This is a genomic window from Streptomyces sp. CA-210063 (genome assembly GCF_024612015.1).
GTDB lineage: Bacteria > Actinomycetota > Actinomycetes > Streptomycetales > Streptomycetaceae > Streptomyces.
This window is the reverse complement of sequence record NZ_CP102512.1, coordinates 3,780,236-3,803,489: the sequence shown is the minus strand read 5'-3', so window position 1 is coordinate 3,803,489 and position 23,254 is coordinate 3,780,236. Positions and strand designations below refer to the sequence as shown.

Annotated in this window: 22 protein-coding genes; 16 read left to right on the top strand and 6 right to left on the bottom strand. The window is 70.3% G+C overall.

Annotation, left to right across the window (positions count from 1 at the left end; translation table 11 throughout):
- Nucleotides 1-18 precede the first annotated feature (18 nt).
- From JIX56_RS16270 to JIX56_RS16210, 13 genes are all read left to right on the top strand, one after another.
- The gene (locus JIX56_RS16270) at nucleotides 19-1,320 is read left to right on the top strand and encodes an N-acylneuraminate cytidylyltransferase (protein WP_257541379.1); all 1,302 of its coding nucleotides are present in this window, start codon (nucleotides 19-21) and stop codon (nucleotides 1,318-1,320) included.
- Nucleotides 1,321-1,334: 14 nt separating this feature from the next.
- Nucleotides 1,335-2,273, top strand: coding sequence for an N-acetylneuraminate synthase family protein (locus JIX56_RS16265; protein WP_257541377.1), 939 nt, complete (start codon nucleotides 1,335-1,337; stop codon nucleotides 2,271-2,273).
- Nucleotides 2,274-2,327: 54 nt separating this feature from the next.
- Nucleotides 2,328-3,452: a hypothetical protein gene (locus JIX56_RS16260; protein ID WP_257541375.1), complete on the top strand. Its 1,125-nt coding sequence runs from the start codon at nucleotides 2,328-2,330 to the stop codon at nucleotides 3,450-3,452.
- Nucleotides 3,453-4,018: 566 nt separating this feature from the next.
- Nucleotides 4,019-5,272 (top strand): amidohydrolase, encoded by a 1,254-nt coding sequence (locus JIX56_RS16255; RefSeq protein ID WP_257541373.1) that lies wholly within the window; start codon nucleotides 4,019-4,021, stop codon nucleotides 5,270-5,272.
- Nucleotides 5,273-5,630: 358 nt separating this feature from the next.
- Complete coding sequence (locus JIX56_RS16250) at nucleotides 5,631-6,686, top strand: BMP family lipoprotein (protein ID WP_257541372.1); 1,056 nt, start codon at nucleotides 5,631-5,633, stop codon at nucleotides 6,684-6,686.
- A gap of 348 nt (nucleotides 6,687-7,034) precedes the next feature.
- Nucleotides 7,035-8,087: a BMP family lipoprotein gene (locus JIX56_RS16245; protein ID WP_257541370.1), complete on the top strand. Its 1,053-nt coding sequence runs from the start codon at nucleotides 7,035-7,037 to the stop codon at nucleotides 8,085-8,087.
- A gap of 249 nt (nucleotides 8,088-8,336) precedes the next feature.
- Nucleotides 8,337-9,905: an ABC transporter ATP-binding protein gene (locus tag JIX56_RS16240; RefSeq protein WP_257550909.1), complete on the top strand. Its 1,569-nt coding sequence runs from the start codon at nucleotides 8,337-8,339 to the stop codon at nucleotides 9,903-9,905.
- Nucleotides 9,905-11,050 carry an ABC transporter permease gene (locus JIX56_RS16235; protein ID WP_257541368.1) on the top strand — a complete coding sequence of 382 codons (1,146 nt, stop codon included), beginning with the start codon at nucleotides 9,905-9,907 and terminating at the stop codon, nucleotides 11,048-11,050. Before JIX56_RS16240 ends, JIX56_RS16235 begins: the two co-directional genes overlap by 1 nt.
- Nucleotides 11,047-12,321 (top strand): ABC transporter permease, encoded by a 1,275-nt coding sequence (locus JIX56_RS16230; RefSeq protein ID WP_257541366.1) that lies wholly within the window; start codon nucleotides 11,047-11,049, stop codon nucleotides 12,319-12,321. Before JIX56_RS16235 ends, JIX56_RS16230 begins: the two co-directional genes overlap by 4 nt.
- On the top strand, nucleotides 12,318-12,719 hold the full coding sequence (locus tag JIX56_RS16225; RefSeq protein ID WP_257541364.1) for a cytidine deaminase: 402 nt from the start codon (nucleotides 12,318-12,320) through the stop codon (nucleotides 12,717-12,719). Before JIX56_RS16230 ends, JIX56_RS16225 begins: the two co-directional genes overlap by 4 nt.
- A gap of 99 nt (nucleotides 12,720-12,818) precedes the next feature.
- The gene (locus JIX56_RS16220) at nucleotides 12,819-14,111 is read left to right on the top strand and encodes a thymidine phosphorylase (protein WP_257541362.1); all 1,293 of its coding nucleotides are present in this window, start codon (nucleotides 12,819-12,821) and stop codon (nucleotides 14,109-14,111) included.
- A gap of 98 nt (nucleotides 14,112-14,209) precedes the next feature.
- The gene (locus JIX56_RS16215) at nucleotides 14,210-14,806 is read left to right on the top strand and encodes a Uma2 family endonuclease (protein ID WP_257541361.1); all 597 of its coding nucleotides are present in this window, start codon (nucleotides 14,210-14,212) and stop codon (nucleotides 14,804-14,806) included.
- A 32-nt stretch (nucleotides 14,807-14,838) separates the two neighbouring features.
- Complete coding sequence (locus JIX56_RS16210; protein WP_257541359.1) at nucleotides 14,839-15,225, top strand: STAS domain-containing protein; 387 nt, start codon at nucleotides 14,839-14,841, stop codon at nucleotides 15,223-15,225.
- Here JIX56_RS16210 and JIX56_RS16205 read toward each other — a convergent pair.
- Together JIX56_RS16205 and JIX56_RS16200 are read right to left on the bottom strand one after the other, a co-directional pair.
- The gene (locus tag JIX56_RS16205; RefSeq protein WP_257541357.1) at nucleotides 15,118-16,122 is read right to left on the bottom strand and encodes a sigma-70 family RNA polymerase sigma factor; all 1,005 of its coding nucleotides are present in this window, start codon (nucleotides 16,120-16,122) and stop codon (nucleotides 15,118-15,120) included. The two genes, JIX56_RS16210 and JIX56_RS16205, sit on opposite strands and share 108 nt — an antisense overlap.
- A gap of 244 nt (nucleotides 16,123-16,366) precedes the next feature.
- Nucleotides 16,367-17,644: an MFS transporter gene (locus JIX56_RS16200; protein ID WP_257541355.1), complete on the bottom strand. Its 1,278-nt coding sequence runs from the start codon at nucleotides 17,642-17,644 to the stop codon at nucleotides 16,367-16,369.
- Between the two features lie 63 nt (nucleotides 17,645-17,707).
- Here JIX56_RS16200 and JIX56_RS16195 point away from each other — a divergent pair, with 63 nt between their 5' ends.
- Entirely contained in the window at nucleotides 17,708-18,703 is a 996-nt protein-coding gene (locus JIX56_RS16195) for a LysR family transcriptional regulator (protein ID WP_257541353.1), read from the top strand.
- A 95-nt stretch (nucleotides 18,704-18,798) separates the two neighbouring features.
- Here JIX56_RS16195 and JIX56_RS16190 read toward each other — a convergent pair whose 3' ends face one another.
- Nucleotides 18,799-19,569 (bottom strand): S9 family peptidase, encoded by a 771-nt coding sequence (locus JIX56_RS16190; RefSeq protein ID WP_257541352.1) that lies wholly within the window; start codon nucleotides 19,567-19,569, stop codon nucleotides 18,799-18,801.
- A 113-nt stretch (nucleotides 19,570-19,682) separates the two neighbouring features.
- Here JIX56_RS16190 and JIX56_RS16185 point away from each other — a divergent pair, with 113 nt between their 5' ends.
- Together JIX56_RS16185 and JIX56_RS16180 are read left to right on the top strand one after the other, a co-directional pair.
- Nucleotides 19,683-20,846, top strand: coding sequence for an adenosine deaminase (locus tag JIX56_RS16185; RefSeq protein ID WP_257541350.1), 1,164 nt, complete (start codon nucleotides 19,683-19,685; stop codon nucleotides 20,844-20,846).
- A gap of 133 nt (nucleotides 20,847-20,979) precedes the next feature.
- Nucleotides 20,980-21,354: an ATP-binding protein gene (locus JIX56_RS16180; RefSeq protein WP_257541348.1), complete on the top strand. Its 375-nt coding sequence runs from the start codon at nucleotides 20,980-20,982 to the stop codon at nucleotides 21,352-21,354.
- Between the two features lie 106 nt (nucleotides 21,355-21,460).
- On the opposite strand, the gene JIX56_RS16175 is transcribed toward JIX56_RS16180, so the two are convergent.
- The 3 genes from JIX56_RS16175 to JIX56_RS16165 all read right to left on the bottom strand — a co-directional run bounded on the left by JIX56_RS16175 (nucleotide 21,461) and on the right by JIX56_RS16165 (nucleotide 23,253).
- Complete coding sequence (locus tag JIX56_RS16175) at nucleotides 21,461-21,661, bottom strand: PspC domain-containing protein (RefSeq protein WP_257541346.1); 201 nt, start codon at nucleotides 21,659-21,661, stop codon at nucleotides 21,461-21,463.
- 125 nt (nucleotides 21,662-21,786) lie between these two features.
- Nucleotides 21,787-22,341, bottom strand: coding sequence for a VanZ family protein (locus JIX56_RS16170; RefSeq protein ID WP_257541344.1), 555 nt, complete (start codon nucleotides 22,339-22,341; stop codon nucleotides 21,787-21,789).
- A 267-nt stretch (nucleotides 22,342-22,608) separates the two neighbouring features.
- Entirely contained in the window at nucleotides 22,609-23,253 is a 645-nt protein-coding gene (locus JIX56_RS16165) for a hypothetical protein (protein WP_443031826.1), read from the bottom strand.
- Between the last annotated feature and the right edge of the window lies 1 nt (nucleotide 23,254).

The following is a 23,254-nucleotide window of genomic DNA, read 5'->3' as shown; positions in this document are numbered from 1 at the left end:
CCGCAAGGAGTTCCACTCATGTCCAACCCGGAAGCGGGTCAAGCGCCTTCCGTACGCCGTGTGCTCGCCGTCATCCCCGCGCGCGGCGGCTCCAAGGGTGTCCCCGCGAAGAACCTCGCCCCCGTCGGCGGCGTTCCGCTGGTGGCCCGCGCGGTGCGCGAGTGCCTGGGCGCCCGGCTGGTGACCGACGTCGTCGTCTCCACCGACGACCACGCCATCGCGGCCGCCGCCCGTGTGTCCGGAGCCGAGGTCGTCCTGCGCCCCGCCGCCATCGCCGGAGACACCGCCACCTCCGAGGCCGCGGTCCTGCACGCCCTGGACGCCCACGAGGCGCTGCACGGCTCGCCGGTCGACGTCGTCCTGCTCGTCCAGTGCACCAGCCCGTTCATCCTCCGCGAGGACATCGACGGCGTCGCCCGCGCCATCGTGGAGCACGGCGCCGACACCGCCCTCACCGTCGCCCCGTTCCACGGGTTCATCTGGCGGGACAGCGCCGACGAGCCCACCGTCGCCGAAGCCGTCCGCACGGGAGCCGTGGACGGCGAGACGATCGATGTCGTGGACACCGAGGGCGGCTACGGCGTCAACCACGACAAGTCGTTCCGCCCCCGCCGCCAGGACCGCCCGCAGGACCTGCTGGAGACCGGCGCCGCCTACGCCATGGACGCGGCCGGCCTGCGCAAGCACCAGCACCGCTTCTTCGGCCGTACGGAACTCGTCCGCACCGACCCCGCCCGGGTCCTGGAGATCGACGACCCGCACGACCTCGCCCGCGCCCAGGCACTCGCGCCGCTCTTCGACGCGGACCGCCCCGGCGCCCTCCCGACCGCCGCCGACATCGACGCGGTCGTCCTCGACTTCGACGGCACCCAGACCGACGACAGGGTGCTGATCGACTCCGACGGACGGGAGTTCGTCTCCGTGCACCGCGGCGACGGACTCGGCATCGCGGCCCTCCGCAAGAGCGGCCTGACGATGCTCATCCTGTCCTCGGAGAAGAACCCGGTCGTCGCCGCCAGAGCCCGGAAGCTGCAGATCCCGGTGCTCCACGGCATCGACCGGAAAGACCTCGCACTGAAGCAGTGGTGCGAGGAGCAGGGCATCGCGCCGGAGCGCGTGCTCTACGTCGGCAACGACGTCAACGACCTCCCGTGCTTCGCCCTCGTGGGCTGGCCCGTGGCGGTCGGCAGCGCCCACGACGTCGTGCGCGGCGCCGCACGCGCGGTCACCACCGTCCCCGGTGGTGAAGGCGCGATCCGGGAGATCGCCGGCTGGATCCTCGGTCCCTCTCTCGACTCTCTCGACCCCCTCGACAGTTAAGGAAACGTCCCACCATGAGCACCAACTCCCGTCTGCGCACGTTCGGTTCGAAGACCGCCGGCCCGGGTCACCCCGTCTACGTCGTCGGCGAGATCGGCATCAACCACAACGGTGAGCTGGAGAACGCCTTCAAGCTGATCGACGCCGCCGCCGAGGCCGGCTGCGACGCCGTCAAGTTCCAGAAGCGCACCCCCGAGATCTGCACCCCCCGCGACCAGTGGGACATCGAGCGCGACACCCCCTGGGGCCGCATGACCTACATCGACTACCGCCACCGTGTGGAGTTCGGTGAGGACGAGTACCGCCAGATCGACGAGTACGCCAAGAGCAAGAACATCGACTGGTTCGCCTCCCCGTGGGACACCGAGGCCGTCGCCTTCCTGGAGAAGTTCGACGTCCCCGCCCACAAGGTGGCCTCCGCCTCCCTGACCGACGACGAGCTGCTGCGCGCCCTGCGCGCCACCGGCCGCACGGTCATCCTCTCCACCGGCATGTCGACCCCGAAGCAGATCCGCCACGCGGTCGAGGTCCTCGGCTCGGACAGCATCCTGCTCTGCCACGCCACGTCGACGTACCCGGCGAAGGCCGAGGAGCTGAACCTCCGCGTCATCAACACCCTCCAGGCCGAGTACCCGAACGTCCCGATCGGCTACTCCGGCCACGAGACGGGCCTGCAGACCACCCTCGCGGCGGTCGCCCTCGGCGCCACCTTCGTCGAGCGTCACATCACCCTCGACCGCGCGATGTGGGGCTCCGACCAGGCCGCCTCCGTCGAGCCGCAGGGCCTCGTGCGCCTCGTCCGTGACATCCGCACCATCGAGGCCTCCCTCGGTGACGGCGTCAAGAAGGTCTACGACTCCGAGCTCGGCCCCATGAAGAAGCTGCGCCGCGTCACCGGCGTCGTCGCCGAGGCGGAGATCGCGGCCGCCGCGGGCGAGCCGGTCTCGGTCTGATCCTCCGGAATCCCTGACCACGGGAATCCCCCACTACGGGACGGTCGTACGTCGATGAGCCCCCGCGCCGGAACCGCCGGCCCCCACACTCTCGCCTTCGTCGAGAGCCCGGTACAGCTCCTGAACGTGCTGGAGTGGGCGCACGCCCACGCACTCCAGGACCCCGGCGCGGGGCCGCCCTTCGCGGCGACCGACGCGGGGCCCCCCGGCACCACCGGCGCGCGCCTCACCCTCGTGGTCCTGTCGCCGAACGACCCCATGACCCGGGGCCAGTTGCGCCGTATGGCGGAACTGGCCCGGGACGAGGGGCACGAGGTGCGCTGGGAGGAGGCGCGCGGCGGAACGGCCGCGCCCTTCCGCACCATCGGCGGCCTCGCCCCGCTGCTGCGCGCCGCGCGCCGCATCGTCCTGGGCGACCCCTTCTCCCGCTATGTCCAACTGCTGCTGACGATCACCAGGGCACCGGACGTGGTCGTCGTCGACGACGGCACCGCGACCATGGAGTTCGTCTCCCAGCTCGCCCGCGGCGAACGCCTCGTCCGCTGGCACCGCAAGGGCGGCCGCCCCGGCCCCCGCGACCTGATCTTCGCCCCGGTCTCCTCCAAGGCCCGCAAGCGCCTGACCCCGACCGCGGGCAGACGCGTCGAGGTCTTCTCCTCGATGCCGATCGACGAGACCCCCGACGGCGTCACCGTCACCGCCAACTCCTTCGCCTGGACCCGGGCCCGCTTCGGCCCGCCCCGCATCACCAAGGGCGCGGACCTCGTCGGCACGTCCCTGGTGGAGACCGGAGTCGTCGACGGCGAGCGCTACCTCGAAGCCGTCCGCTCCCTCGCGACCGTCCACGGCGCCACCCGCTACTTCGCCCACCGCCGCGAGAGCACCGAGAAACTCCACACCCTGGCGGCGGAGACCGGCCTGGAGATCGTCCGCCCGGACCTCCCCCTCGAACTCATCGCCCGGCGTGGCCCCATCGGCCGTACGATCCTCAGCTTCCCGTCGACGGTCGTCCACACCCTGCCGCTGGCGCTCGCGGGAACGGACGTACGCGTGGCGGTCTGCGACATCGACCCCACCTGGCTCACCGAGAACGCCTCCCCCCGCGCCCAGGGCTTCCTGTCCGGAGTCACGGGGACGGCACGCGACGTGCACCGCCTGTCGTCGGTGGCGTCCATCTGAGCCGCCGACCCGAGCGTCCGCTCCGGGGACATCCGGGGCGGACGCTTCCCCGGCAGGCGCCGTGATCCCTGTCACCCCAACGAGCCCCCACGCCACCCGACCGCGCGCCCTGTCCCCCACACCCCCGATCGCCCCCGCAACCGCAGGTCACCGCCGCCCTGACCACTCATCGCGGTGCCTCCCCGGCCGCCATGTCGGACACGATGCGTAGCGGAACGGTCGCGAGCCGGTGATGGTTCCGGGACGGTGAGATGGCGCGGACGTGGTATCCGTGGAGTGTGGGAATCGTTCGGGCACCCCCGGACGTTTGGACGATGGGATTCGCGGGCAACCCCGGCGTTCCCTGAGGGACGCCCCGGTCACCCCGGTGTACCGCGTCGCCGAGCGAGGCGTGGCGCGCGTCCCGTCTCCGAGGTCATCCGTCCCGAAAGGCGGACGGGTATACCCACCCCTGCAAATACGTATGCGTTGTGCGGCCGGAAAACTTCCCCTTAGGGGCTGATTTTTTGTTGATCCAGGTTAGAAGGTCGCCCGATCGCCCTACCCTTCAGAGGGTGAACCAACTGATGTCCCGAGAGTCCGAGGCCGATCTGCCAGGGGAAGCCGAAGCGTCGCTCCCCGGCACCCTGCCGGAAGTCCTGCGTGCCGAACTCGTCGCGTTCCGCCGCGACTTGCACATGCACCCGGAGCTCGGCAACCAGGAGTTCCGTACGACCGCCGCGATCAAGGCCCGCCTGGAGAAGGCAGGCCTGCGGCCGCGCGTGCTCGACACCGGCACCGGACTCATCTGTGACATCGGCGACTGGGACGGCTCCGACCAGGCCGCGCTCGCCCTGCGCGCCGACATCGACGCGCTGCCCATCCCCGACACCAAGGTGGACTGCGACTACCGCTCCACCGTCCCGGACCGCGCCCACGCCTGCGGCCACGACGTGCACACCACCGTCGTCCTGGGCGCCGGCCTCGTCCTCGCCGACCTGCACCGCAAGGGAGAGCTGCCCCGCCCCGTGCGGCTGATCTTCCAGCCCGCCGAGGAGGTGCTGCCGGGCGGCGCCGCCGACGTGATCAAGACCGGCGCGCTCGACGGCGTCGGCCGGATCATCGCCGTGCACTGCGACCCGAGGGTCGACGCCGGCCTCATCGGACTGCGCCACGGCCCCATCACCTCGGCCTGCGACCGGCTGGAGCTCTCCCTGGACGGGCCGGGCGGCCACACCGCGCGCCCCCACCTCACCACCGACCTCGTCACCGCCGCCGCCCGGGTCGTCACCGACGTGCCCGCGCTGGTCGGCCGCCGCTTCGACGCCCGCGCCGGGCTCGTCGTCACCTGGGGCCGCATCGAGTCGGGCCACGCGCCGAACGTCATCCCGCAGCACGCCGAGCTCTCCGGCACCGTCCGCTGCCTGGACATCAACGCCTGGCGGCAGGCCCCCGACCTGATCCACGAGGCGGTCCAGGAGGTCGCGGTCATGCACCGTGCCAAGACCGAGATCAACTACATCCGGGGCGTCCCGCCGGTCGTCAACGACCCCGTCGTCACCGAACTGCTCCACGACGCCATGACCGCCCGCCGCGGGGTCAGGTCCATCGAGGACACCGAGCAGAGCCTCGGCGGCGAGGACTTCTCCTGGTACCTGGAGCACGTCCCGGGCGCCATGGCCCGCCTGGGCGTCCGCCGCCCGGGCGACCTCACCGTCCGCGACCTCCACCAGGGCGACTTCGACGCCGACGAACACGCCATCACGGTGGGCGTCGAGCTCTTCACGGCCGCCGCCCTCCTCGACGCCCGGATGCGCGTCCTGGACACGGCCGCCCGGTAGACCGACCGCACACGGACTCCACGGTCTCGGTACGGGATCGCCACCTGTTCGAGATCCGTTCCGGTTGCGCCCCGTCCACCTCGCGCGGCAGCCTGGTGCGCGTGTCCGTCCGGCCCCCGTACGGCGCGCGCACCTTCACGCTGAAGTCACCCCACGTACACGGAACGCGAGGGGTGCGAACGAGGTTATGCCCCGTTCCATCCCTTTTGACCCCATGGTTCACGAGGACGTAACCGGCCATCGGCACGAATGGATAACGGCCAGTCGAAACCCCGTTCCCAGGAGGGTCTACGCGCGTTAATGTGCGCCGAACTGAGCACCCGGCTGCGGGGCTGTGGAGAAGATGGGGAACTTCAAGATGCGTCGGATTTCCAAACTGACCCGCGTCGCGGTGGGGGTCGCCTCGCTGGCGCTCGCCGCCACCGCCTGTGGTGGTACCAGCGGCGAGAGCGCCAGTGACGGCGAGACCGCCAAGGGCGACAAGGGCCTCGCGATCGCGTACGACATCGGCGGCAAGGGCGACCAGTCCTTCAACGACGCCGCGTACGCGGGCCTGGAGAAGGCGAAGAAGGAGTTCGGGTACGAGACCCAGGACATCGAGCCCACCGAGGGCGAGACCGACGCGGACAAGGAGCAGCGCCTGGCCTCGCTGGCCAAGCAGGGCTACAACCCCGTCATCGGCGTCGGCTTCGCCTACGGCCCCGCGATGGAGGCCGTGGCCGCGGACTACCCGGACACCACCTTCGGCATCGTCGACTCGGTCGTCGAGGGCGACAACGTGGCGTCCCTCGTCTTCGCCGAGCAGGAGGCCTCGTACCTCGCCGGTGTCGCGGCCGCCAAGGCCACCAAGACGAACACCGTGGGCTTCGTGGGCGGTGTGGACATCCCGCTCATCCACAAGTTCGAGGCCGGCTACAAGCAGGGCGTCGAGGACACCAGCGGCGGCAAGGTCAAGGTCATCTCGCAGTACCTGACCCAGACGGCCGAGGAGGGTGGCTTCTCCAGCCCCGACAAGGGCAAGGCCGCCGCCGAGGGCCAGATCGAGAAGAAGGCCGACGTCGTCTACCAGGCGGCCGGCCTCTCCGGCCAGGGTGTCATCGAGGCCGCCGCCAAGGCCAAGGTCTGGGCGATCGGCGTCGACTCCGACCAGTACAACCAGGAGGCCCTCGCCTCCTACAAGGAGTCCATCCTCACCTCGGCCCTCAAGGACGTCGGCGGCTCGGTCTACGCCCTCGCCAAGTCCGTCGAGGACGGCAAGCCCCTCACCGGTGTCCAGACCTTCGACCTGAAGGTCGACGGCGTGGGCCTCGCCGACACCAACCCGGCGATGGCCAAGATCGACGGCCTCACCGACGCGGTCGCCAAGGCCAAGGCGGAGATCATCGACGGCACGATCAAGGTGAAGACCGAGTAGCGGTCGCGAATCTCCGAGTGTGCTGACAGGCGGGCGGGTGTACGCGTACACCCGCCCGCTTCGCCGTTGCACGCCGGTTCAGGGCCACGCCGCTGCTTCTCCGGGGCGCGGGGAACTGTGCGACCAGCCACGACGCACCCGCGGTCGCGACCTGACCGAACCACCCCCGACCTCGCGCCCCGACACCCCCGGCCAACGTTGCGACACGGCCCCATAACAACGTGGTAGCCCGGGGTTTCCCGCAGGGTCTACGCGCGTTACTCTGCGGCGAAAGCCATACACGGCGCCGACGCTGTGCAGCAAACCTGAGCAGTACCCCCCGGCGCTTGTACGACAGGAGCACCACACATGCGCCGGGTTCCCCGCCTCGCGGTCGCAGGCGCAGCGACCGCCTCCCTCGCCCTCGTCCTCTCCGCCTGTGGCGGCACTTCCACCGAGGCCTCGTCCTCCGCCGACTCCAAGGGCGACAAGGGCCTCGCGATCGCCTACGACGTCGGCGGCAAGGGCGACCAGTCCTTCAACGACGCCGCGTACGCGGGTCTGGAGCAGGCGGAGAAGGAGTTCGGGTACGAGACCCAGGACATCGAGCCCACCGAGGGCGAGACGGACGCCGACAAGGAGCAGCGCCTGGTCTCCCTGGCGAAGCAGGGCTACAACCCGGTCGTCGGCGTCGGCTACGCGTACGCGACGGCCGTGAAGGCAGCCGCCGAGCAGTACCCGGACACCACCTTCGGCATCGTCGACGACTCCACGGTCCAGCTGGAGAACGTCGCGGACCTGGTCTTCTCCGAGGAGCAGGCCTCGTACCTCGCCGGAGTCGCCGCGGCCAAGTCCACCAGGACGAACGTCGTCGGTTTCGTCGGCGGCGTGGACATCCCGCTGATCCACAAGTTCCAGGCGGGCTTCGAGCAGGGCGTCAAGGACACCAACCCGAAGGCCACGGTCCTCACCCAGTACCTGACCCAGACGGCCGAGGAGGGTGGCTTCTCCAGCCCCGACAAGGGCAAGACGGCCGCCGAGGCCCAGATCGAGAAGAAGGCCGACGTCCTCTACGCGGCCGCCGGTCTGTCCGGTCAGGGCGTGATCGAGGCCGCCGAGGTCGACCAGATCTGGGCGATCGGCGTCGACTCCGACCAGTACAAGCAGGAAGCCCTCGCGAAGTACAAGAACTACATCCTGACCTCGGCGACGAAGGACGTCGCCAAGGCGGTGTACAACCTGGCTAAGTCGGTCGAGGACGGCAAACCCGAGACCGGTATCGTCAGGGGCGATCTGAAGACCGGCGAGGTCGGACTCGCGGACTCGAACCCGAAGTTCAAGAGCAACACCGAACTCCAGGAAGCCATCAAGACGGCCAAGGAGAAGATCATCAGCGGCGAGATCAAGGTCAAGACCAGCTGACCCAGCTACACCACGAGCAGCCGGGCGGCTTCGGGGGAGCTCAGGCACCCCCGAAGCCGCCAGTAACCGCGGGGTTACGTCCGCTCAACGGGGTACGGGGAGTATCGCTCCCTGTACCCCGTTGTCACGGTGCGTCGCCCGCTTTCGATGCCGTAGGGGCGCTACGCGCGTAGACGACCCCCTTTCCCAGGAGAGTGCGCCATCAACGCGTCCAGCAGCCCTCCGGCCGACGTGGCGGTCAACGAATCGGTGACCGCCGTCGAACTCGCCGGGATCACCAAGCGATTCCCCGGTGTGGTGGCCAACCACGACATCCACCTCACCGTCCGCAAGGGCACCGTCCACGCCCTCGTCGGGGAGAACGGCGCCGGCAAGTCGACCCTGATGAAGATCCTCTACGGCATGCAGAAGCCGGACGAGGGCACCATCGCGGTCGACGGCGAGCAGGTCTCCTTCTCGTCCCCGGCCGACGCCATCGCGCGCGGCATCGGCATGGTGCACCAGCACTTCATGCTCGCCGACAACCTCACGGTCCTGGAGAACGTGGTCCTCGGCAGCGAGAAGCTGTACGGCATCGGCGGCAAGGCGCGCCGCAAGATCAAGGAGATCTCCGAGCGGTACGGCTTCGGGGTGCGCCCCGACGTCCTGGTCGAGGAGCTGGGTGTCGCCGAGCGCCAGCGCGTGGAGATCCTCAAGGTCCTCTACCGCGGCGCCCGCACCCTGATCCTGGACGAGCCCACCGCTGTCCTGGTGCCGCAGGAGGTCGACGCGCTCTTCGCCAACCTGCGCGAGCTCAAGACGCAGGGCCTGGCGGTCATCTTCATCTCGCACAAGCTGGGCGAGGTGCTGTCGGTGGCCGACGAGATCACCGTCATCCGGCGCGGTACGACGGTCGGCACGGCCGTCCCCGCCGAGACCACCCCGCGTCAGCTCGCCGAGCTGATGGTCGGCAGCGAGCTGCCCACGCCGGAGACGGCCGAGTCGACGGTCACCGACCGCCCCGTACTCACCGTCGAGAAGCTCCGCCTGGAGACCGCCGGCGGCAAGGCGCTCCTCGACGACATCACCTTCACCATCCACGCGGGCGAGGTCCTCGGCCTCGCCGGCGTGGAGGGCAACGGCCAGACCGAGCTGGTCGACGCGCTGATCGGCCTCAAGCACGCCGACTCCGGCACGATCTCGCTCGCCGACGAGGAGATCACCACCTGGGCCACCCGCAAGCGCCGCGAGCAGGGCGTCGGCTACATCCCCGAGGACCGCCACCGGCACGGTCTGCTCCTGGAGGCCCCCCTCTGGGAGAACCGTATCCTCGGCCATGTGACCGAGCGGCCCAACGCCAAGGGCGTCTGGCTCGACCCGAAGGCCGCGCAGGAGGACACCCGACGGATCGTCGAGGCGTACGACGTCCGCACGCCCGGCATCGACGTCACCGCCGCCTCCCTCTCCGGCGGCAACCAGCAGAAGCTGATCGTCGGCCGGGAGATGAGCCACAAGCCGCGCTTCCTGATCGCCGCCCACCCCACCCGTGGTGTGGACGTCGGCGCGCAGGCACAGATCTGGGACCAGATCCGCGAGGCCCGCCACGAGGGTCTCGCCGTGCTGCTGATCTCCGCCGACCTGGACGAGCTGATCGGCCTGTCCGACACCCTCCGGGTGATCTACAACGGCAGGCTCGTCGCCGACGCCGACCCGGCCACCATCACCCCCGAGGAGCTGGGTTCGGCCATGACCGGCGCCGCCACCGGCCACCTCGAACACGAAGAGACCCCCGAGACCCCGAGCAAGGCTCCCGAGTCTCCGGAAGACGAGGCCCGCTGATGAAGAAGTTCGACAGGGAGCGCGTGCTCCTCGCGGTGGCCGGCCCGGTCCTCGCGCTCGCCGTGGCCTTCGCGCTGACCGCGATCGTGCTGCTCGCCTCGGGCAAGAACCCGGTCGAGCCGTTCACGATCATGTTCGAGCAGGCCTCGTTCTCCGACATCCAGGTCCGGATCATCAACCAGGCCTCGCTGTACTACATCGCGGCCCTCGCGGTGGCCATCGGCTTCCGGATGAACCTGTTCAACATCGGTGTCGACGGCCAGTACCTGCTCGGCGCCATGATCACCGCGATCGTCGGCGCCCATGTCGACCTGCCCGCGGTCCTCCAGATCCCGCTGCTGATGCTCACCGCGATCTTCACCGGCGCCTTCTGGGCCGGCATCGTCGGTGTCCTCAAGGTCACCCGGGGCGTCAGTGAGGTCGTCGCCTCGATCATGCTGAACGCGATCGCGACCTCCGTCATCGGCTACCTCTGGCTGCCGAACGTCTTCGGCGTCAAGGTCGGCAACAACAACACCACCGGCGAGATGGCCGAGTCCGGCTGGGTGCCCGGCATCGACATGGGCAAGGCAGGCGAGATCTACGGCCTCGTCGTCCTCGCCGTGCTGCTCGGCATCGGCTACTGGGTCGTCATCAACCGCACCCGCTTCGGCTTCGACCTGCGCGCCTCGGGCGCCTCGGAGTCGGCCGCCGCGGCCAGCGGTGTCGACCCCAAGCGCATGGTGCTCACCGCCATGCTGATCTCCGGCGGTGTCGCGGGCCTCGCGGGCCTGCCGATCCTGCTCGGCGACACCCACACCTACAGCCTCAACTTCCCCACCGGCATCGGCTTCCTCGGTATCGGCATCGCCCTCCTCGGCCGTAACGGCCCCGTCGGCATCGCCTTCGCCGCCCTGCTGTGGGCCTGGCTCGACAAGGCCTCCCCGGAGCTGGACTTCCACGGCTACGACAAGGAGATCGCGGTCATCATGCAGGGCCTCATCGTCCTCTCGGTCGTCGTCTCCTACGAGACCGTGCGCGAGTGGGGCCTGCGCCGCCAGCAGCGCCGCGTCGGCGCCGAGCTCGCCGCGGGCCGTGTTCTCGGCGGTCTCGGCGCGGACGCCTCCGACAACAACAACGTCAAGAAGGAGGTGGCGGGCCGATGACCACGAGCACCACCGCGACCGACGTCAACCAGCCCTCGCTGCAGCCGGCCGCCCCGACGGGCCGCAAGCTGTCGCTGCCCGTGCTGCTGCTGGTCATCGCCGGCGTCCTGGCACTCACCTCGATCGTCCGCATCATCACCGGCGCCGACGGCATCACCAACGTCAGCCAGATGTCCACCGCGCTCCAACTCGCCGTTCCCATCGGCCTCGCCGGTCTCGGCGGTCTGTGGGCCGAGCGCGCGGGCGTCGTCAACATCGGCCTCGAAGGCATGATGATCCTCGGCACCTGGTTCGGCGCCTGGGCCGGCTTCCAGTGGGGCCCGTGGACCGGCGTCCTCGTCGGCATCGCCGGCGGCGCGATCGGCGGCCTGCTGCACGCCTTCGTCACCGTCACCTTCAACGTCAACCACATCGTCTCCGGTGTGGCCATCAACATCCTCGCCCTCGGCGCCACCCGCTACCTCGCCCCCCTCGCCTTCGTGGGCCACCAGGGCGGCTCGGCCAAGCAGTCCCCGGCGGTGGACTCCCTCGGGAACTTCACGGTGCCAGGACTCTCCGACGCGCTGCGGGACCTCAACGCCAAGGGCTGGTTCTTCATCTCGGACATCGCCGGCCTGCTCGGCGGTCTGGTCACCAACGTCTCCTGGCTGACCCTCCTCGCCGTCGCGCTGGTCCCCGCCACCTGGTGGATCCTGTGGCGCACAGCCTTCGGCCTGCGCCTGCGCTCCTGCGGCGAGAACCCGATCGCCGCCGAGTCCCTCGGCGTCAACGTCTACAAGTACAAGTACCTCGCAGTGATCATCTCCGGCGGCCTGGCCGGCCTCGGCGGCGCCTTCCTCTCCATCGTCGCCAACCCCTTCTACCTGGAGGGCCAGACCGGGGGCCGAGGCTTCATCGGCCTCGCCGCGATGATCTTCGGCAACTGGATGCCGGGCGGTCTCGCCCTCGGCGCCGGCCTCTTCGGCTACACCGACAGCCTCAACCTGCGCGGCGGCTCCGAGAACGTCCACGCCCTGCTGCTCCTCGGCGCCCTCCTGCTGTTCCTCGGCGCCGTCTGGCAGGCCGTCCGCAAGAAGTACGTCACCGCCGCGATCACCTTCGTCGTCGGCGCCCTCGTCTTCACCTGGTACTCCGTCACCAACGAGGTCCCCAACCAGGTCGTCGCCGCCACGCCGTACGTCATCACGCTGATCGTCCTCGCGCTCTCCGCCCAGCGGCTGCGGATGCCGAAGGCGGACGGCCTGCCGTACCGGAAGGGACAAGGCAAGTGACCGCCCTGGCCGGGGCCGACTGGGACAAGCTGCGCTCGGTCGCGCGGGACGCCATGACCCACGCGTACGCCCCCTACTCGGGCTACCCGGTCGGCGTCGCCGCCCTCGTCGACGACGGCCGCACGATCTCCGGCTGCAACGTCGAGAACGCCTCGTACGGCCTCGGCCTGTGCGCCGAGTGCGGACTGGTCTCGGAGCTGCACCGCACGGGCGGCGGCCGCCTCACGCACTTCACCTGCGTGGACGGCCGGGGCGAGATCCTCGTCCCGTGCGGCCGCTGCCGGCAACTGCTGTACGAGTTCGGCGGCCCGGATCTGCTGCTGGAAACCCCGGCGGGGATCCTCCCGCTCTCCCAGATGCTGCCCCAGGCCTTCGGCCCGGACCATCTCACCAAGTAACTGTGCGGCCCCTCTGACGAACGGTCGGAGGGGCCGCACACTTTCCGATCCTCACCGGATCGCTCGCGGAACCCTCGAACCTGCAACGTAAGGAAAGCCATGACGTCTAAGTCGATGGACGCCATCTCCGTCATCCGCACCAAGCGGGACCGCGGCGAGCTCAGCGACGAGCAGATCGACTGGGTCATCGACGCGTACACCCGCGGCGAGGTCGCCGACTACCAGATGGCCGCCCTCAACATGGCGATCCTCCTCAACGGCATGGACCGCCGTGAGATCGCCCGCTGGACGGCCGCGATGATCGCCTCCGGCGAGCGCATGGACTTCTCGTCCCTGTCCCGCCCCACCGCCGACAAGCACTCCACGGGCGGCGTCGGCGACAAGATCACCCTCCCGCTGGCCCCCCTGGTCGCGGCCTGCGGCGCGGCCGTCCCCCAGCTCTCGGGCCGGGGCCTCGGCCACACGGGCGGCACCCTGGACAAGCTGGAGTCCATCCCCGGCTGGCGCGCCCTCCTCTCGAACGAGGAGATGCTGAACGTCCTGAACGAGGTCGGCGCGGTGATCTGCGCGGCGGGCGACGGCCTGGCCCCGGCGGACAAGAAGCTCTACGCGCTGCGCGACGTCACGGGCACGGTCGAGGCGATCCCCCTGATCGCCTCCTCGATCATGTCGAAGAAGATCGCCGAAGGCACCGGCTCCCTGGTCCTGGATGTGAAGGTGGGCACGGGAGCCTTCATGAAGACCATCGAGGACGCCCGTGAGCTGGCGTCGACGATGGTGGGTCTGGGCACGGACCACGGCGTGAGGACGGTCGCCCTCCTGACGGACATGTCGACCCCGCTGGGCCTGACGGCGGGCAACGCCCTCGAGGTCCGCGAGTCGGTCGAGGTCCTGGCGGGCGGCGGCCCGGCGGACGTCGTGGAGCTGACGATCGCGCTGGCTCGCGAGATGCTCGACGCGGCCGGGGTGAAGGACGCCGACCCGGCGAAGGCGCTGGCCGACGGCTCGGCGATGGACGCATGGCGCCGCATGATCGCGGCCCAGGGCGGCGACCCGGACGCGGAGCTGCCCACCTCGCGCGAGCAGCACGTGGTGAAGGCGACCGCCTCGGGCGTCCTGACCCGCCTCGACGCGTACGACATCGGCATCGCCGCCTGGCGCCTGGGCGCCGGCCGCGCCCGCAAGGAGGACCTGGTCCAGGCCGCCGCGGGCGTGGAGATGCACGCCAAGCCCGGCGACACGGTCACCGAGGGCCAGCCCCTCCTCACCCTCCACACGGACACCCCGGAGCGCTTCGAGTACGCCTTGGAGGCAGTGGAGGGCTCGTACGACATCGCGGCCCCGGGTACGAAGTTCACGGCGTCACCGGTGGTGCTGGAACGTATCGCCTGACCTGGTCATTCCCCATCCGGATGAACGGGATCGGTGGACCCGCACCGGTCCCGTTCGGCATGCTGTAGTCGGTGACGCACCGATTGGAGAGAACCGCCATGAGCGCACTCACTGTCGACCACACGACGGCCAGTGGCCACGAGTGGGACGACCTCGTCCGAATCTGGCAGGAGACGGACGCCCCCGAGGGCTGCAAGGTGGAGATCATCGAGGGGATCGTCACCGTGGCACCACCGCCGTCCAACGCCCACAACGACATTGCCGACCTCGTGCAGCGCCGCTTGTACCGGGAGATTCCAGAGGACTGGGGCATTTACCAGACGCTGGGCACGGCCGTGCCGTCTCGGGCCGGGCTCTACATTCCAGACCTTGCTGTGGCGCCGAGGGCGGCGCTGTACGCCGAGGGGAGCGACAACTACATCCCCGCAGCCGCCGCCGAACTGGTCGTCGAGATCACCTCGAAATCCAACGCGAGCAACGACCGGATCAAGAAGGCGGCGGGCTATGCGCAGGCGGGAGTACCGCTGTACCTGCTCATCGACAGCTGGGCGCCGGGCGGTCCGACGGTGACGCTCTACGGCGAGCCGAAGGGCGACGTCTACCGCGTGCTGCGCGCGGGCAAATTCGGCGACGCGATCGAACTTCCCGAGCCCTTCGCGTTCACACTGGACACAAGCGTGTTCCCCACCACGTAGGTTCGCCAGTACGAGGGTGTCCTCAGGCACCGATGAATTGCGTGACCTCGTCCGGTCTACAGATCGTGGACGCGACGACACCCGCCGTACTCGTACTGCCAGGCCCCGTCACCCGGGACGAGGTGCCTCGGCTCTGTGACGAGGTGCGCGCGCAACTGGAGGGGACCGGGGGCGGGGTCGTGGTGTGCGACGTCGGCGGGATCGGGCCGCCCGGGCTGGGCGTCATCGACGTGCTGGCCAGGTTGCAGCTGGCGGCCAAAAGGGCCGGGGGCCGGATACGCCTCCGGGGCCCCGATCCGGCGCTGCGCGCGCTACTGGGCCTCGTCGGGCTTGCCTTCGATGTGGAGGGGGAGGTCGAAGAGGGGGAACCAGCGGGCGGTGTCGAGGAAGCAGTGGAACCCGGCGATCCGGCCCTCTGAGATCTCCAGCGCCTGCACGGCCCAAGCGCTGAAGCCGCCCTTCTCCGGGTCAGGCTTGTACTGCGCGAAGCCCGGCAGACCGTTCACCTCGACGGGCACGAGGTGCGACCCGGCGCAGGGCGCGCCGAGCGTGGTCATGAACCCGGTGATGTCGCTCGTCCCGGTCAGCCACAGGTCGAACGGCGGCATCGTCATGACCGCGTCCTCGTGCAGCAGGGCCGTCAGCGCCGTCATGTCGTACCCCTCGAAGGCGGCCACATAGCGCTCCAGCAGCTTCTGCTGATCCTCGTCCAGGGGGTCGGAGACATCGGCCGCCGCGATCTGCCCGTCGCTCTCGGCGAGAGTCGCGCGGGCCCGCTGCAAGGCGCTGTTCACCGAGGCGACGGAGGTGTCGAGCAGCTCGGCGACCTCGCTCGCCCTCCACGCCAGCACCTCGCGCAGAATGAGCACCGCCCGCTGCTTCGAGGGCAGTTTCTGCAGCGCCGCCACGAACGCCAGCCGCACGGACTCCTTCGCCACCGCGGCCTCCGCCGGATCGTCGGTCGTCGGCAGCACCCGGGCGTCCGGCACCGGCTCGAGCCAGGTGTTGTCGGGGCGGGGGGCGAGGGCGGCCTGAGCGAGAGGCGTGGACTCTGTCAGATCCATCGGCCGAGCCCGCTTGTTCCCCGCGGTCAGCATGTCCAGGCACACATTCGTGGCGATCCGATACAGCCACGACCGCAGCGACGACCGCCCCTCGAACTTCTCATAACTCCGCCAGGCCCGGATCATCGTGTCCTGCACGGCGTCCTCCGCCTCGAACGACGAACCGAGCATCCGATAGCAGTACCCCGTCAACTCGACCCGGTGCTTCTCCAGCCGGACGTCGAGCTCCACCGTCGCCGTACCCTCACTCATGGCCAACCCACCCCTGTGGCTCATTCAGTCGCACGCACCATCACGCACCAACACCTCGGAAGCTACCGCAGGGCACTGACAATGGCCCGGCGAGTGAGGGAACGTGCAGGTCAGTTCCCCGCGCGCCTTGCAGGGGCGCGGGGAACTGCGCGATCAGCCACGACGGATCCGAGGCTGGGGGTCGAAGGGGCGCAGCCCCTGGGGAGGGGACGGGTAGGGGCGGCGGGGGCGAGAAAAAGCCCGCTCAGTGAACCGGCACCGGCCCACGCCGAGCCGCACGCGACCCCACCACAGTGATCGCCACAACCCCCACCACAGCCAGCAGCCCCAGCGAAACGGTCCCGCCCCAACCCCCGGCATGAAACGCCACCGCCCCCAGCGTGCTCCCCGCACTGGACCCCACGTAATACGCCGACTGATACAGCGCGGACGCCTGCGCCCGCCCCTTCTTCGCCGTGTGACTGACCGCCGAGGACGCCGCCGCATGCCCCGCGAAGAACCCCGCGGTGATGAGGACGAGCCCCAGCAGCACCAGCACCAGCGAGTCGGACAGCGACACCAGCAGCCCGGCGGTCGTCGTGCCGCCCGCGAGATACAGCGCGCCACGACGCCCGAGCCGTCCGACCAGCTTTCCTGCGGTGGACGCCGACACCGTACCCACCAGGTACACGAGGAAGATCGACCCGATGACGCCCTGCGGAAGGGAGAAGGGAGCGTCGGCCAGCCGGTAGCCGATCACCGTGTAGACGGCACCGAAGACCGTCATGAACAGCGCACCGATCGCGTACAGCCGGCGCAGCAACGGGTTCGCGAGGTGCGCCCGCACCGTACGGCCCAGTACCCGAGGCCGCAGCGACCCCGCCACGAAGTGCCTGGGCGCGGGCAGCAGCAGCCGGAAGGCCACCGCGCATCCCACCGCGATCAGCCCGAGCACACCCAGCGCGACCCGCCAGCCCCACTCCTGCGCGACCCACCCGGTGACGACCCGCCCGCTCATGCCGCCGACGCTGTTGCCGGCGACGAAGAGACCGATCGCGGTGATGAGGGCCTTGGGCCGCACCTCCTCGGCGAGGTAGGCGGTCGCCGACGCCGGCACACCGGCCAGCGCCGCGCCCTGTACGGCCCGCAGCACCACCAGCGCCCCCAGCGAGGGCGCGAAGGGGATCAGCAGCCCGACCGTGACCGCGACCGCCAGCGACGCCGTCATCAACGTACGCCGCCCGAACCGCTCCGACAGCGCGCTCATCGGCAGCACGAACAGCGCCAGCGCACCGGTCGCCGCCGACACCGTCCAGCTCGCCGCGCTCGCCGTGGTCCCGAAGCCGTCCGAGATCAGCGGCAGCAGAGCCTGCGTGGAGTAGAGGAGGGCGAAGGTCGCGACACCCGCGAGGAACAGCGCCAGACTCATCCGGCGGTAGCCGGGCCCACCGGGGGTCACGCGGGAGTCGGCGGTGTGCGATCGGTCGGACGTGGCTGCTACGGCGCCCACGGTGGTGGACGCCTCGGTACTGGCGGAAGGCATGCCTCGAACCTACGTACGCCGCCGTTCATCCGTCCAATGCATGGAACCCCCATAATCGTTCCTGTGACGCATGAGCAGAGGTCAGGGCGGCAGCTGTCACCGTCCAGTGACACAAAACAAATCGATGGCCATGCCACCGATGAGCCGGAGGCGATCGAGGACATCGTCCTGCGCCTGGCCCCGCGCCTCGCCTACTTCGCCGGCGTCGCCCGCACCGAGCACGTCACCCGGGCCGCGCACGAGATGCAGGTCCCACAGTCGACCCTGTCGCGGGCGATGGTCCGGCTCGAACAGGATCTGGGCGTCGACCTGTTCGCCCGCCGGGGCCGCACGGTCTCCCTCACCCACGCCGGACGCACCTTCCACGCCTCCGTCGAACGCGCCCTCGCCGAGATCGAGCGCGCCGCCGACGAGGTCCGTGCCGACGCCGACCCCGCCACCGGCAAGGTCGCCTTCGGCTTCCTGCACACCATGGGCGCCGAAACCGTCCCCGGCCTCCTCCAGGCCTTCCGCGCCGAGCACCCCCGTGTCCGCTTCAGCCTCGTCCAGAACTACGGCGAGGCCATGCTCGAACGCCTACGCGCGGGCGAGCTCGACCTCTGCCTCACCTCCCCGGTCCCCGACGCCCCCGACCTGGTGGCCCGCCGTCTGGACGAGCAGAAACTCCGCCTGGTCGTCCCCGCCGACCACCGCCTGGCCGCCCGCAAACGCGTCCGCCTCGCCGAGGCCGCCGACGAGAACTTCGTCACCCTCGAACCCGGCTACGGCATGCGCCGCATCACCGACGACCTCTGCAAGGAGGCCGGCTTCAAGCCCCGTATCGCCTTCGAGGGCGAGGAGGCGGAGACCCTACGGGGCCTGGTGGCGGCAGGCCTGGGCGTGGCCCTCCTCCCGCCCCCGGCCGTCCCGAGACCAGGAGTGGTGGAACTGACGGTCACGGCCCCCAGAGCGGCCAGAGAAATCGGCGTGGCCTGGCTGGACGGCCACCCGGACACACCCCCGGTGGCGGCCTTCAAGAAGTTCCTGCTGTCGAGAAGGGGCAACTTGCTACCGAGTTGAGCGGCAGTCGACCCCGGGGGCGCGGGGCTGTGTCGATATGCGGCTCCGCCGCGTGGGCGCGACCAGCCTCCACCACCCGAGGCCGCGCCGCGACCTCAGACCCCCCTCTGCGGGCGAGCCACACCGAAGCCGGAGGCAAGCGGCATACGCAACCCCAACGGCGGCGGCGCGGCAAGCGCGTCCTCGACAGGCCGGGAGAACGCCCGGCCGAACAACGCCCCCATCACGAAATCCGAAGCCAACGCATGCACCTCCTCCCGGTACTGCGTCAACCCATGCCGGTCCGCATGCACCTCGAACCGGCAGATATCGGGGTTCGTCTTCTTCGCCCGCGCCGCGAACCGGAACGACAACTCGGGATCGACCCGTTCGTCATTCGTGCCGTGCACGATCAGCACCCGCCGCCCCGACAGCTGTTTCACCGGCTCGGGCGGCGCGGCCACATCCTCCTCGGGCAGCCAGGGAGCGAGGGCCAGCACGGAGTTGACGGCATCGTGCCCACCCGCGTGGAGCGCGGCCCGCGCCCCCATGTGAAGCCCGGCCAGACACACCGGAACGTCCCCATAACGCCGGACCACCTCGTCCGAGGCCCACTCGGCATCACGCGCGAGCCGCGCCTCCGTACCGTTCCACCCCCGGTAGCGGTAGTGCACGACATGCGTGGCCAGCCCCTCCGCACGGCCCGCGCGGGCGAGCCGGCGGCCGAGGGCGAGCACGGAGGCAGTGGCCATCATGGGGGAGGGTCTGCGGGTGGATGCCTCGTCGCCGGCCGGGAGCAGCAGGACGACACCGCTGACCGTGCTCGGCTCCGGGCCGATCGTCCGCCCAAGGCGGGGCGTGCGGACCGTCATTGCTTGCTGCGCCATGACAGAACAGTGTCAGAAGAGATGGTGTACGCCACTCGTCCTGTGGGTCACCGTTGGGTATCGACGGGATCACCCGACAGGCGATCTACGCGCGTAGGCATTATCGTGCCAAAATGACGAACCAGACCGACCCGACCGGTAGCACCCCGGCTCCGGACCAGATCCGCCGGGCGCCCAAGGTTCTGCTGCACGACCATCTCGACGGCGGGCTGCGCCCCGCAACCATCGTCGAACTCGCCCGCGACAGCGGGTACTCCCAGCTCCCGGAGGCCGACCCCGACCGGCTCGGCGGCTGGTTCCGGGAGGCCGCCGACTCCGGTTCGCTGGAGCGGTATCTGGAGACCTTCTCCCACACCGTCGGTGTCATGCAGACCCGGGACGCGCTCTTCCGGGTCGCCGCCGAGTGCGCCGAGGACCTCGCCGCGGACGGCGTCGTCTACGCCGAGGTCCGCTACGCCCCCGAACAGCACCTCGAGGGCGGCCTCAGCCTCGAAAAGGTCGTCGAGGCCGTCAACGAGGGCTTCCGGGAGGGCGAACGGCGGGCCAGGGCCGACGGCCGCCGTATCCGCGTCGGCGCCCTGCTCACCGCCATGCGGCACGCGGCCCGCGCCCTGGAGATCGCCGAACTCGCCAACCGCTACCGCGACCTGGGCGTGGTCGGCTTCGACATCGCCGGCGCCGAGGCCGGCTATCCGCCCACCCGGCACCTCGACGCCTTCGAGTTCCTCAAGCGCGAGAACAACCACTTCACCATCCACGCCGGAGAGGCCTTCGGGCTCCCCTCCATCTGGCAGGCGTTGCAGTGGTGCGGCGCCGACCGGCTCGGCCACGGTGTCCGCATCATCGACGACATCCAGGTCCACGAGGACGGCTCCGTGAAACTCGGCCGCCTCGCCTCCTACGTCCGCGACAAGCGCATCCCGCTGGAACTGTGCCCCAGCTCCAACCTCCAGACCGGCGCCGCCCGTTCGTACGCCGAGCACCCCATCGGGCTGCTGCGGCGACTGCACTTCCGGGCCACCGTGAACACCGACAACCGGCTGATGTCCCACACGAGCATGAGCCGCGAATTCGAGCACCTTGTCGAGGCTTTCGGCTACACGCTCGACGACATGCAGTGGTTCTCGGTCAATGCTATGAAGTCAGCATTCATTCCTTTCGATGAACGACTGGCCATGATCAATGACGTGATCAAGCCGGGATATGCCGAGTTGAAATCCGAATGGCTGTTCCGGCAAACGCCCTCCACCAGCGGTTCTGTCAACGAACAGAGCTGAACGGCGACTTCGGGAAGCGGTCACGCCGGCGGTGACGCGGCCGCTTTTCGATGTTTGCCTCCGGCGGGACTTTGGTGTTTACGTTTCGGCACCGCTCACCACCCGTCAAACGCATTCCAAGGACGCATTCAACATGAAGCAGTCTGCTGCCAAGACCCTCGGTGTCGCCGTCGTCGGCGCCGCCATCGCCGCTGCGGGCGCGGGCGCCGCGAACGCCGCCCCGAGCGCGCCGAGTGTCCCCGAAGCCTCCCAGGCCCTCGGCACCGTCACCCAAGCGCTGCCCGTGGAGAAGGTCACGAAGGCGCTGCCGACCGCCACCGGCGCCCTCACCCAGGGGCAGAGCGCGCTCGGCACCGGTCTGGAGGCCGCGCAGCCCGCCGCCGCGGGTGCCCTCGCCGAGGGACCGACCGCCCCCGTCGCCGGACTGCTCGGCGGCCTCCCCGTGGGCAAGACCCTCCCTGGCAAAGGCCTCGGCGTGAACGGCCTGCCCCTCGGTGGCGGCGCCTGAGCCGCACCGCACCAGCTCCGCCCGTATGGGGCGCACCCTTGAAGGGTGCGCCCCATCGGTGTGTGCGTCAGCGGCGTGCGTCAGGTACGCACGTCAGGTGTGCGCGTCACCAGGCCGTGCGAGCCTTCTCCTCCGAGGGGAACAGGATCCACAGGGCTATGTAGAGCAGGAACTGCGGGCCCGGAAGCAGACACGACACCAGGAAGATCACGCGCATCGTGGTCGCGGAGGTGCCGAAGCGCCGTGCCAGCGCAGCGCACACTCCGCCGATCATCCGGCCTTCGGTGGGGCGGGCAAGGCGGCTCATGAGGGCTCCTTCGTCAGCGTAGGACGTCGGCCGCGGGCCGACGGTGGGGGCGGGGCCTCCTTGTGGCCGCCGCTCTCTTTTCCACACCTTCGACGCTACGGTGACGAAGCGGACGAAGCGTCCCTCTATGGAGCCATTCCGACCCTGGGAATCGTCGGGGTCCGACCCTGAGACGTCTCCTCACGGCGCAGGCTGGCCGCCCGGACCCGGGTCTCGGCCCGGCGCCGGAGCGCCGACCTGACCACCGGTACGACCGCGAGATGGGCGAGGCCCACGCCGACCGTGTTCAGCAGGATCGAGTCGATGTCGACGACCTGACCGGGCACGCCGGTCTGCAACAGTTCGATGGCCAGCGACAGCAGCGCCCCGGCCGCGACCGACCGGGCCAGCGAGGCGAGTGGCGACACGGCGAGTCTGCCGTGCGTCATCGGCAGCAGGACGCCCAGCGGGGCGAGCAGCGCGAGGCCCTCGCCGATCCGGCGGGCCGCCTCCGGCCAGCCGAGGGCCACATCGGCTCTGATGCCCGCGAAGGGCCGCAGATTCGCGGGACTCATCCAGGTGACGTCCAGTGGACGCAGCGTGATCCAGGCAACGACCGCGAGATGTGCGGCGAGGAGGACACCCCCCGCCGCACGGACACGGATCCCGGCGCTACCGCCGTTCGTACCTTGAGGCTGCACGCCCCCCAAGACGCGGCCCCCGGCACGATCGGTTCCGCTGTCTTTTTTGTGGCTCGGTTCGCCTCCGGGGCGCAGAAGCCTGTGTCGAGAGCGCGACCGTGCTCGACCCCTCCTTCGTCGGGGCCGCCGCGCGCTCGCACTCTCGACACAGGCGCGCCCCTTCGGCTCACTCGCCGGCTCTTCTGCACCGAGCCCCGCAGTGGGCGTCCCAGTGAGCCCTGCAGCGGGCGTCCCGGTGTGCCCCGCAGCGGGCGTCGCCCGGCGCCGTCAGGTACGCCCGACCTCCGTGGACGGCGGGTTTCCCGCCCCCGGGTCCGACTGGGTCTCCGGGGCGCACTCGTAGCGCCTCAGGGACTCGGCGCTGGTGCTGCTGCCCAGGACCACCGAGCCGTTGTCGCCGGCGGCCGCCGAGTCGGCGAAGGTGCAGACGATCTGGGCGAGGGCGTACTTGGGGAGGGAGTCGGGGGCGATGGACAGGCGGAGGGCGTCCTCGGGGTCGCCGGGGCGGGGGCCGGTCACCGTGAGGCCGGACGGTACGGCGGTGTCGTAGCCGGCCTCGTCCTCGACATCGGAGAGGTCTTCGGCCAGGGCGTCCAGGAGGCCCTGTGCGACGACGACGCGCCGCGTGGCCTCGTCGGTGCCCTCGGCCACCTCCACCGAGCGGTTGACCCGCACGAGCGCCCCGGAGCAGAGCAGGAACACCTCGACCGGCATGGACGGGGTCGCCTGCGTCGCGATGTCCGTCACCGACAGCTCGCACGGCACCATCGAGGGCGCCGGGCCGAAGTCCGTCGGCACCTGCGTGGCCCGGATGCCGCAGCCGGCGAGCAGTCCGGCGAGCACCCCGGTCGCGGCCAGCACCCGTACGCCTCGCACGCGTGAGCCCCGTACGCGTACGGCCGGCACTCGCACG

Excerpts from the sequence above, each read along its gene's own strand:
- JIX56_RS16270 (WP_257541379.1), top strand. The coding sequence starts at position 19 with ATGTCCAACCCGGAAGCGGGTCAAGCGCCTTCCGTACGCCGTGTGCTC.
- JIX56_RS16265 (WP_257541377.1), top strand. The coding sequence starts at position 1,335 with ATGAGCACCAACTCCCGTCTGCGCACGTTCGGTTCGAAGACCGCCGGC.
- JIX56_RS16260 (WP_257541375.1), top strand. The coding sequence starts at position 2,328 with ATGAGCCCCCGCGCCGGAACCGCCGGCCCCCACACTCTCGCCTTCGTC.
- JIX56_RS16255 (WP_257541373.1), top strand. The coding sequence starts at position 4,019 with ATGTCCCGAGAGTCCGAGGCCGATCTGCCAGGGGAAGCCGAAGCGTCG.
- JIX56_RS16250 (WP_257541372.1), top strand. The coding sequence starts at position 5,631 with ATGCGTCGGATTTCCAAACTGACCCGCGTCGCGGTGGGGGTCGCCTCG.
- JIX56_RS16245 (WP_257541370.1), top strand. The coding sequence starts at position 7,035 with ATGCGCCGGGTTCCCCGCCTCGCGGTCGCAGGCGCAGCGACCGCCTCC.
- JIX56_RS16235 (WP_257541368.1), top strand. The coding sequence starts at position 9,905 with ATGAAGAAGTTCGACAGGGAGCGCGTGCTCCTCGCGGTGGCCGGCCCG.
- JIX56_RS16230 (WP_257541366.1), top strand. The coding sequence starts at position 11,047 with ATGACCACGAGCACCACCGCGACCGACGTCAACCAGCCCTCGCTGCAG.
- JIX56_RS16220 (WP_257541362.1), top strand. The coding sequence starts at position 12,819 with ATGACGTCTAAGTCGATGGACGCCATCTCCGTCATCCGCACCAAGCGG.
- JIX56_RS16215 (WP_257541361.1), top strand. The coding sequence starts at position 14,210 with ATGAGCGCACTCACTGTCGACCACACGACGGCCAGTGGCCACGAGTGG.
- JIX56_RS16210 (WP_257541359.1), top strand. The coding sequence starts at position 14,839 with ATGAATTGCGTGACCTCGTCCGGTCTACAGATCGTGGACGCGACGACA.
- JIX56_RS16205 (WP_257541357.1), bottom strand. The coding sequence starts at position 16,122 with ATGAGTGAGGGTACGGCGACGGTGGAGCTCGACGTCCGGCTGGAGAAG.
- JIX56_RS16200 (WP_257541355.1), bottom strand. The coding sequence starts at position 17,644 with ATGCCTTCCGCCAGTACCGAGGCGTCCACCACCGTGGGCGCCGTAGCA.
- JIX56_RS16190 (WP_257541352.1), bottom strand. The coding sequence starts at position 19,569 with ATGGCGCAGCAAGCAATGACGGTCCGCACGCCCCGCCTTGGGCGGACG.
- JIX56_RS16185 (WP_257541350.1), top strand. The coding sequence starts at position 19,683 with ATGACGAACCAGACCGACCCGACCGGTAGCACCCCGGCTCCGGACCAG.
- JIX56_RS16180 (WP_257541348.1), top strand. The coding sequence starts at position 20,980 with ATGAAGCAGTCTGCTGCCAAGACCCTCGGTGTCGCCGTCGTCGGCGCC.
- JIX56_RS16175 (WP_257541346.1), bottom strand. The coding sequence starts at position 21,661 with ATGAGCCGCCTTGCCCGCCCCACCGAAGGCCGGATGATCGGCGGAGTG.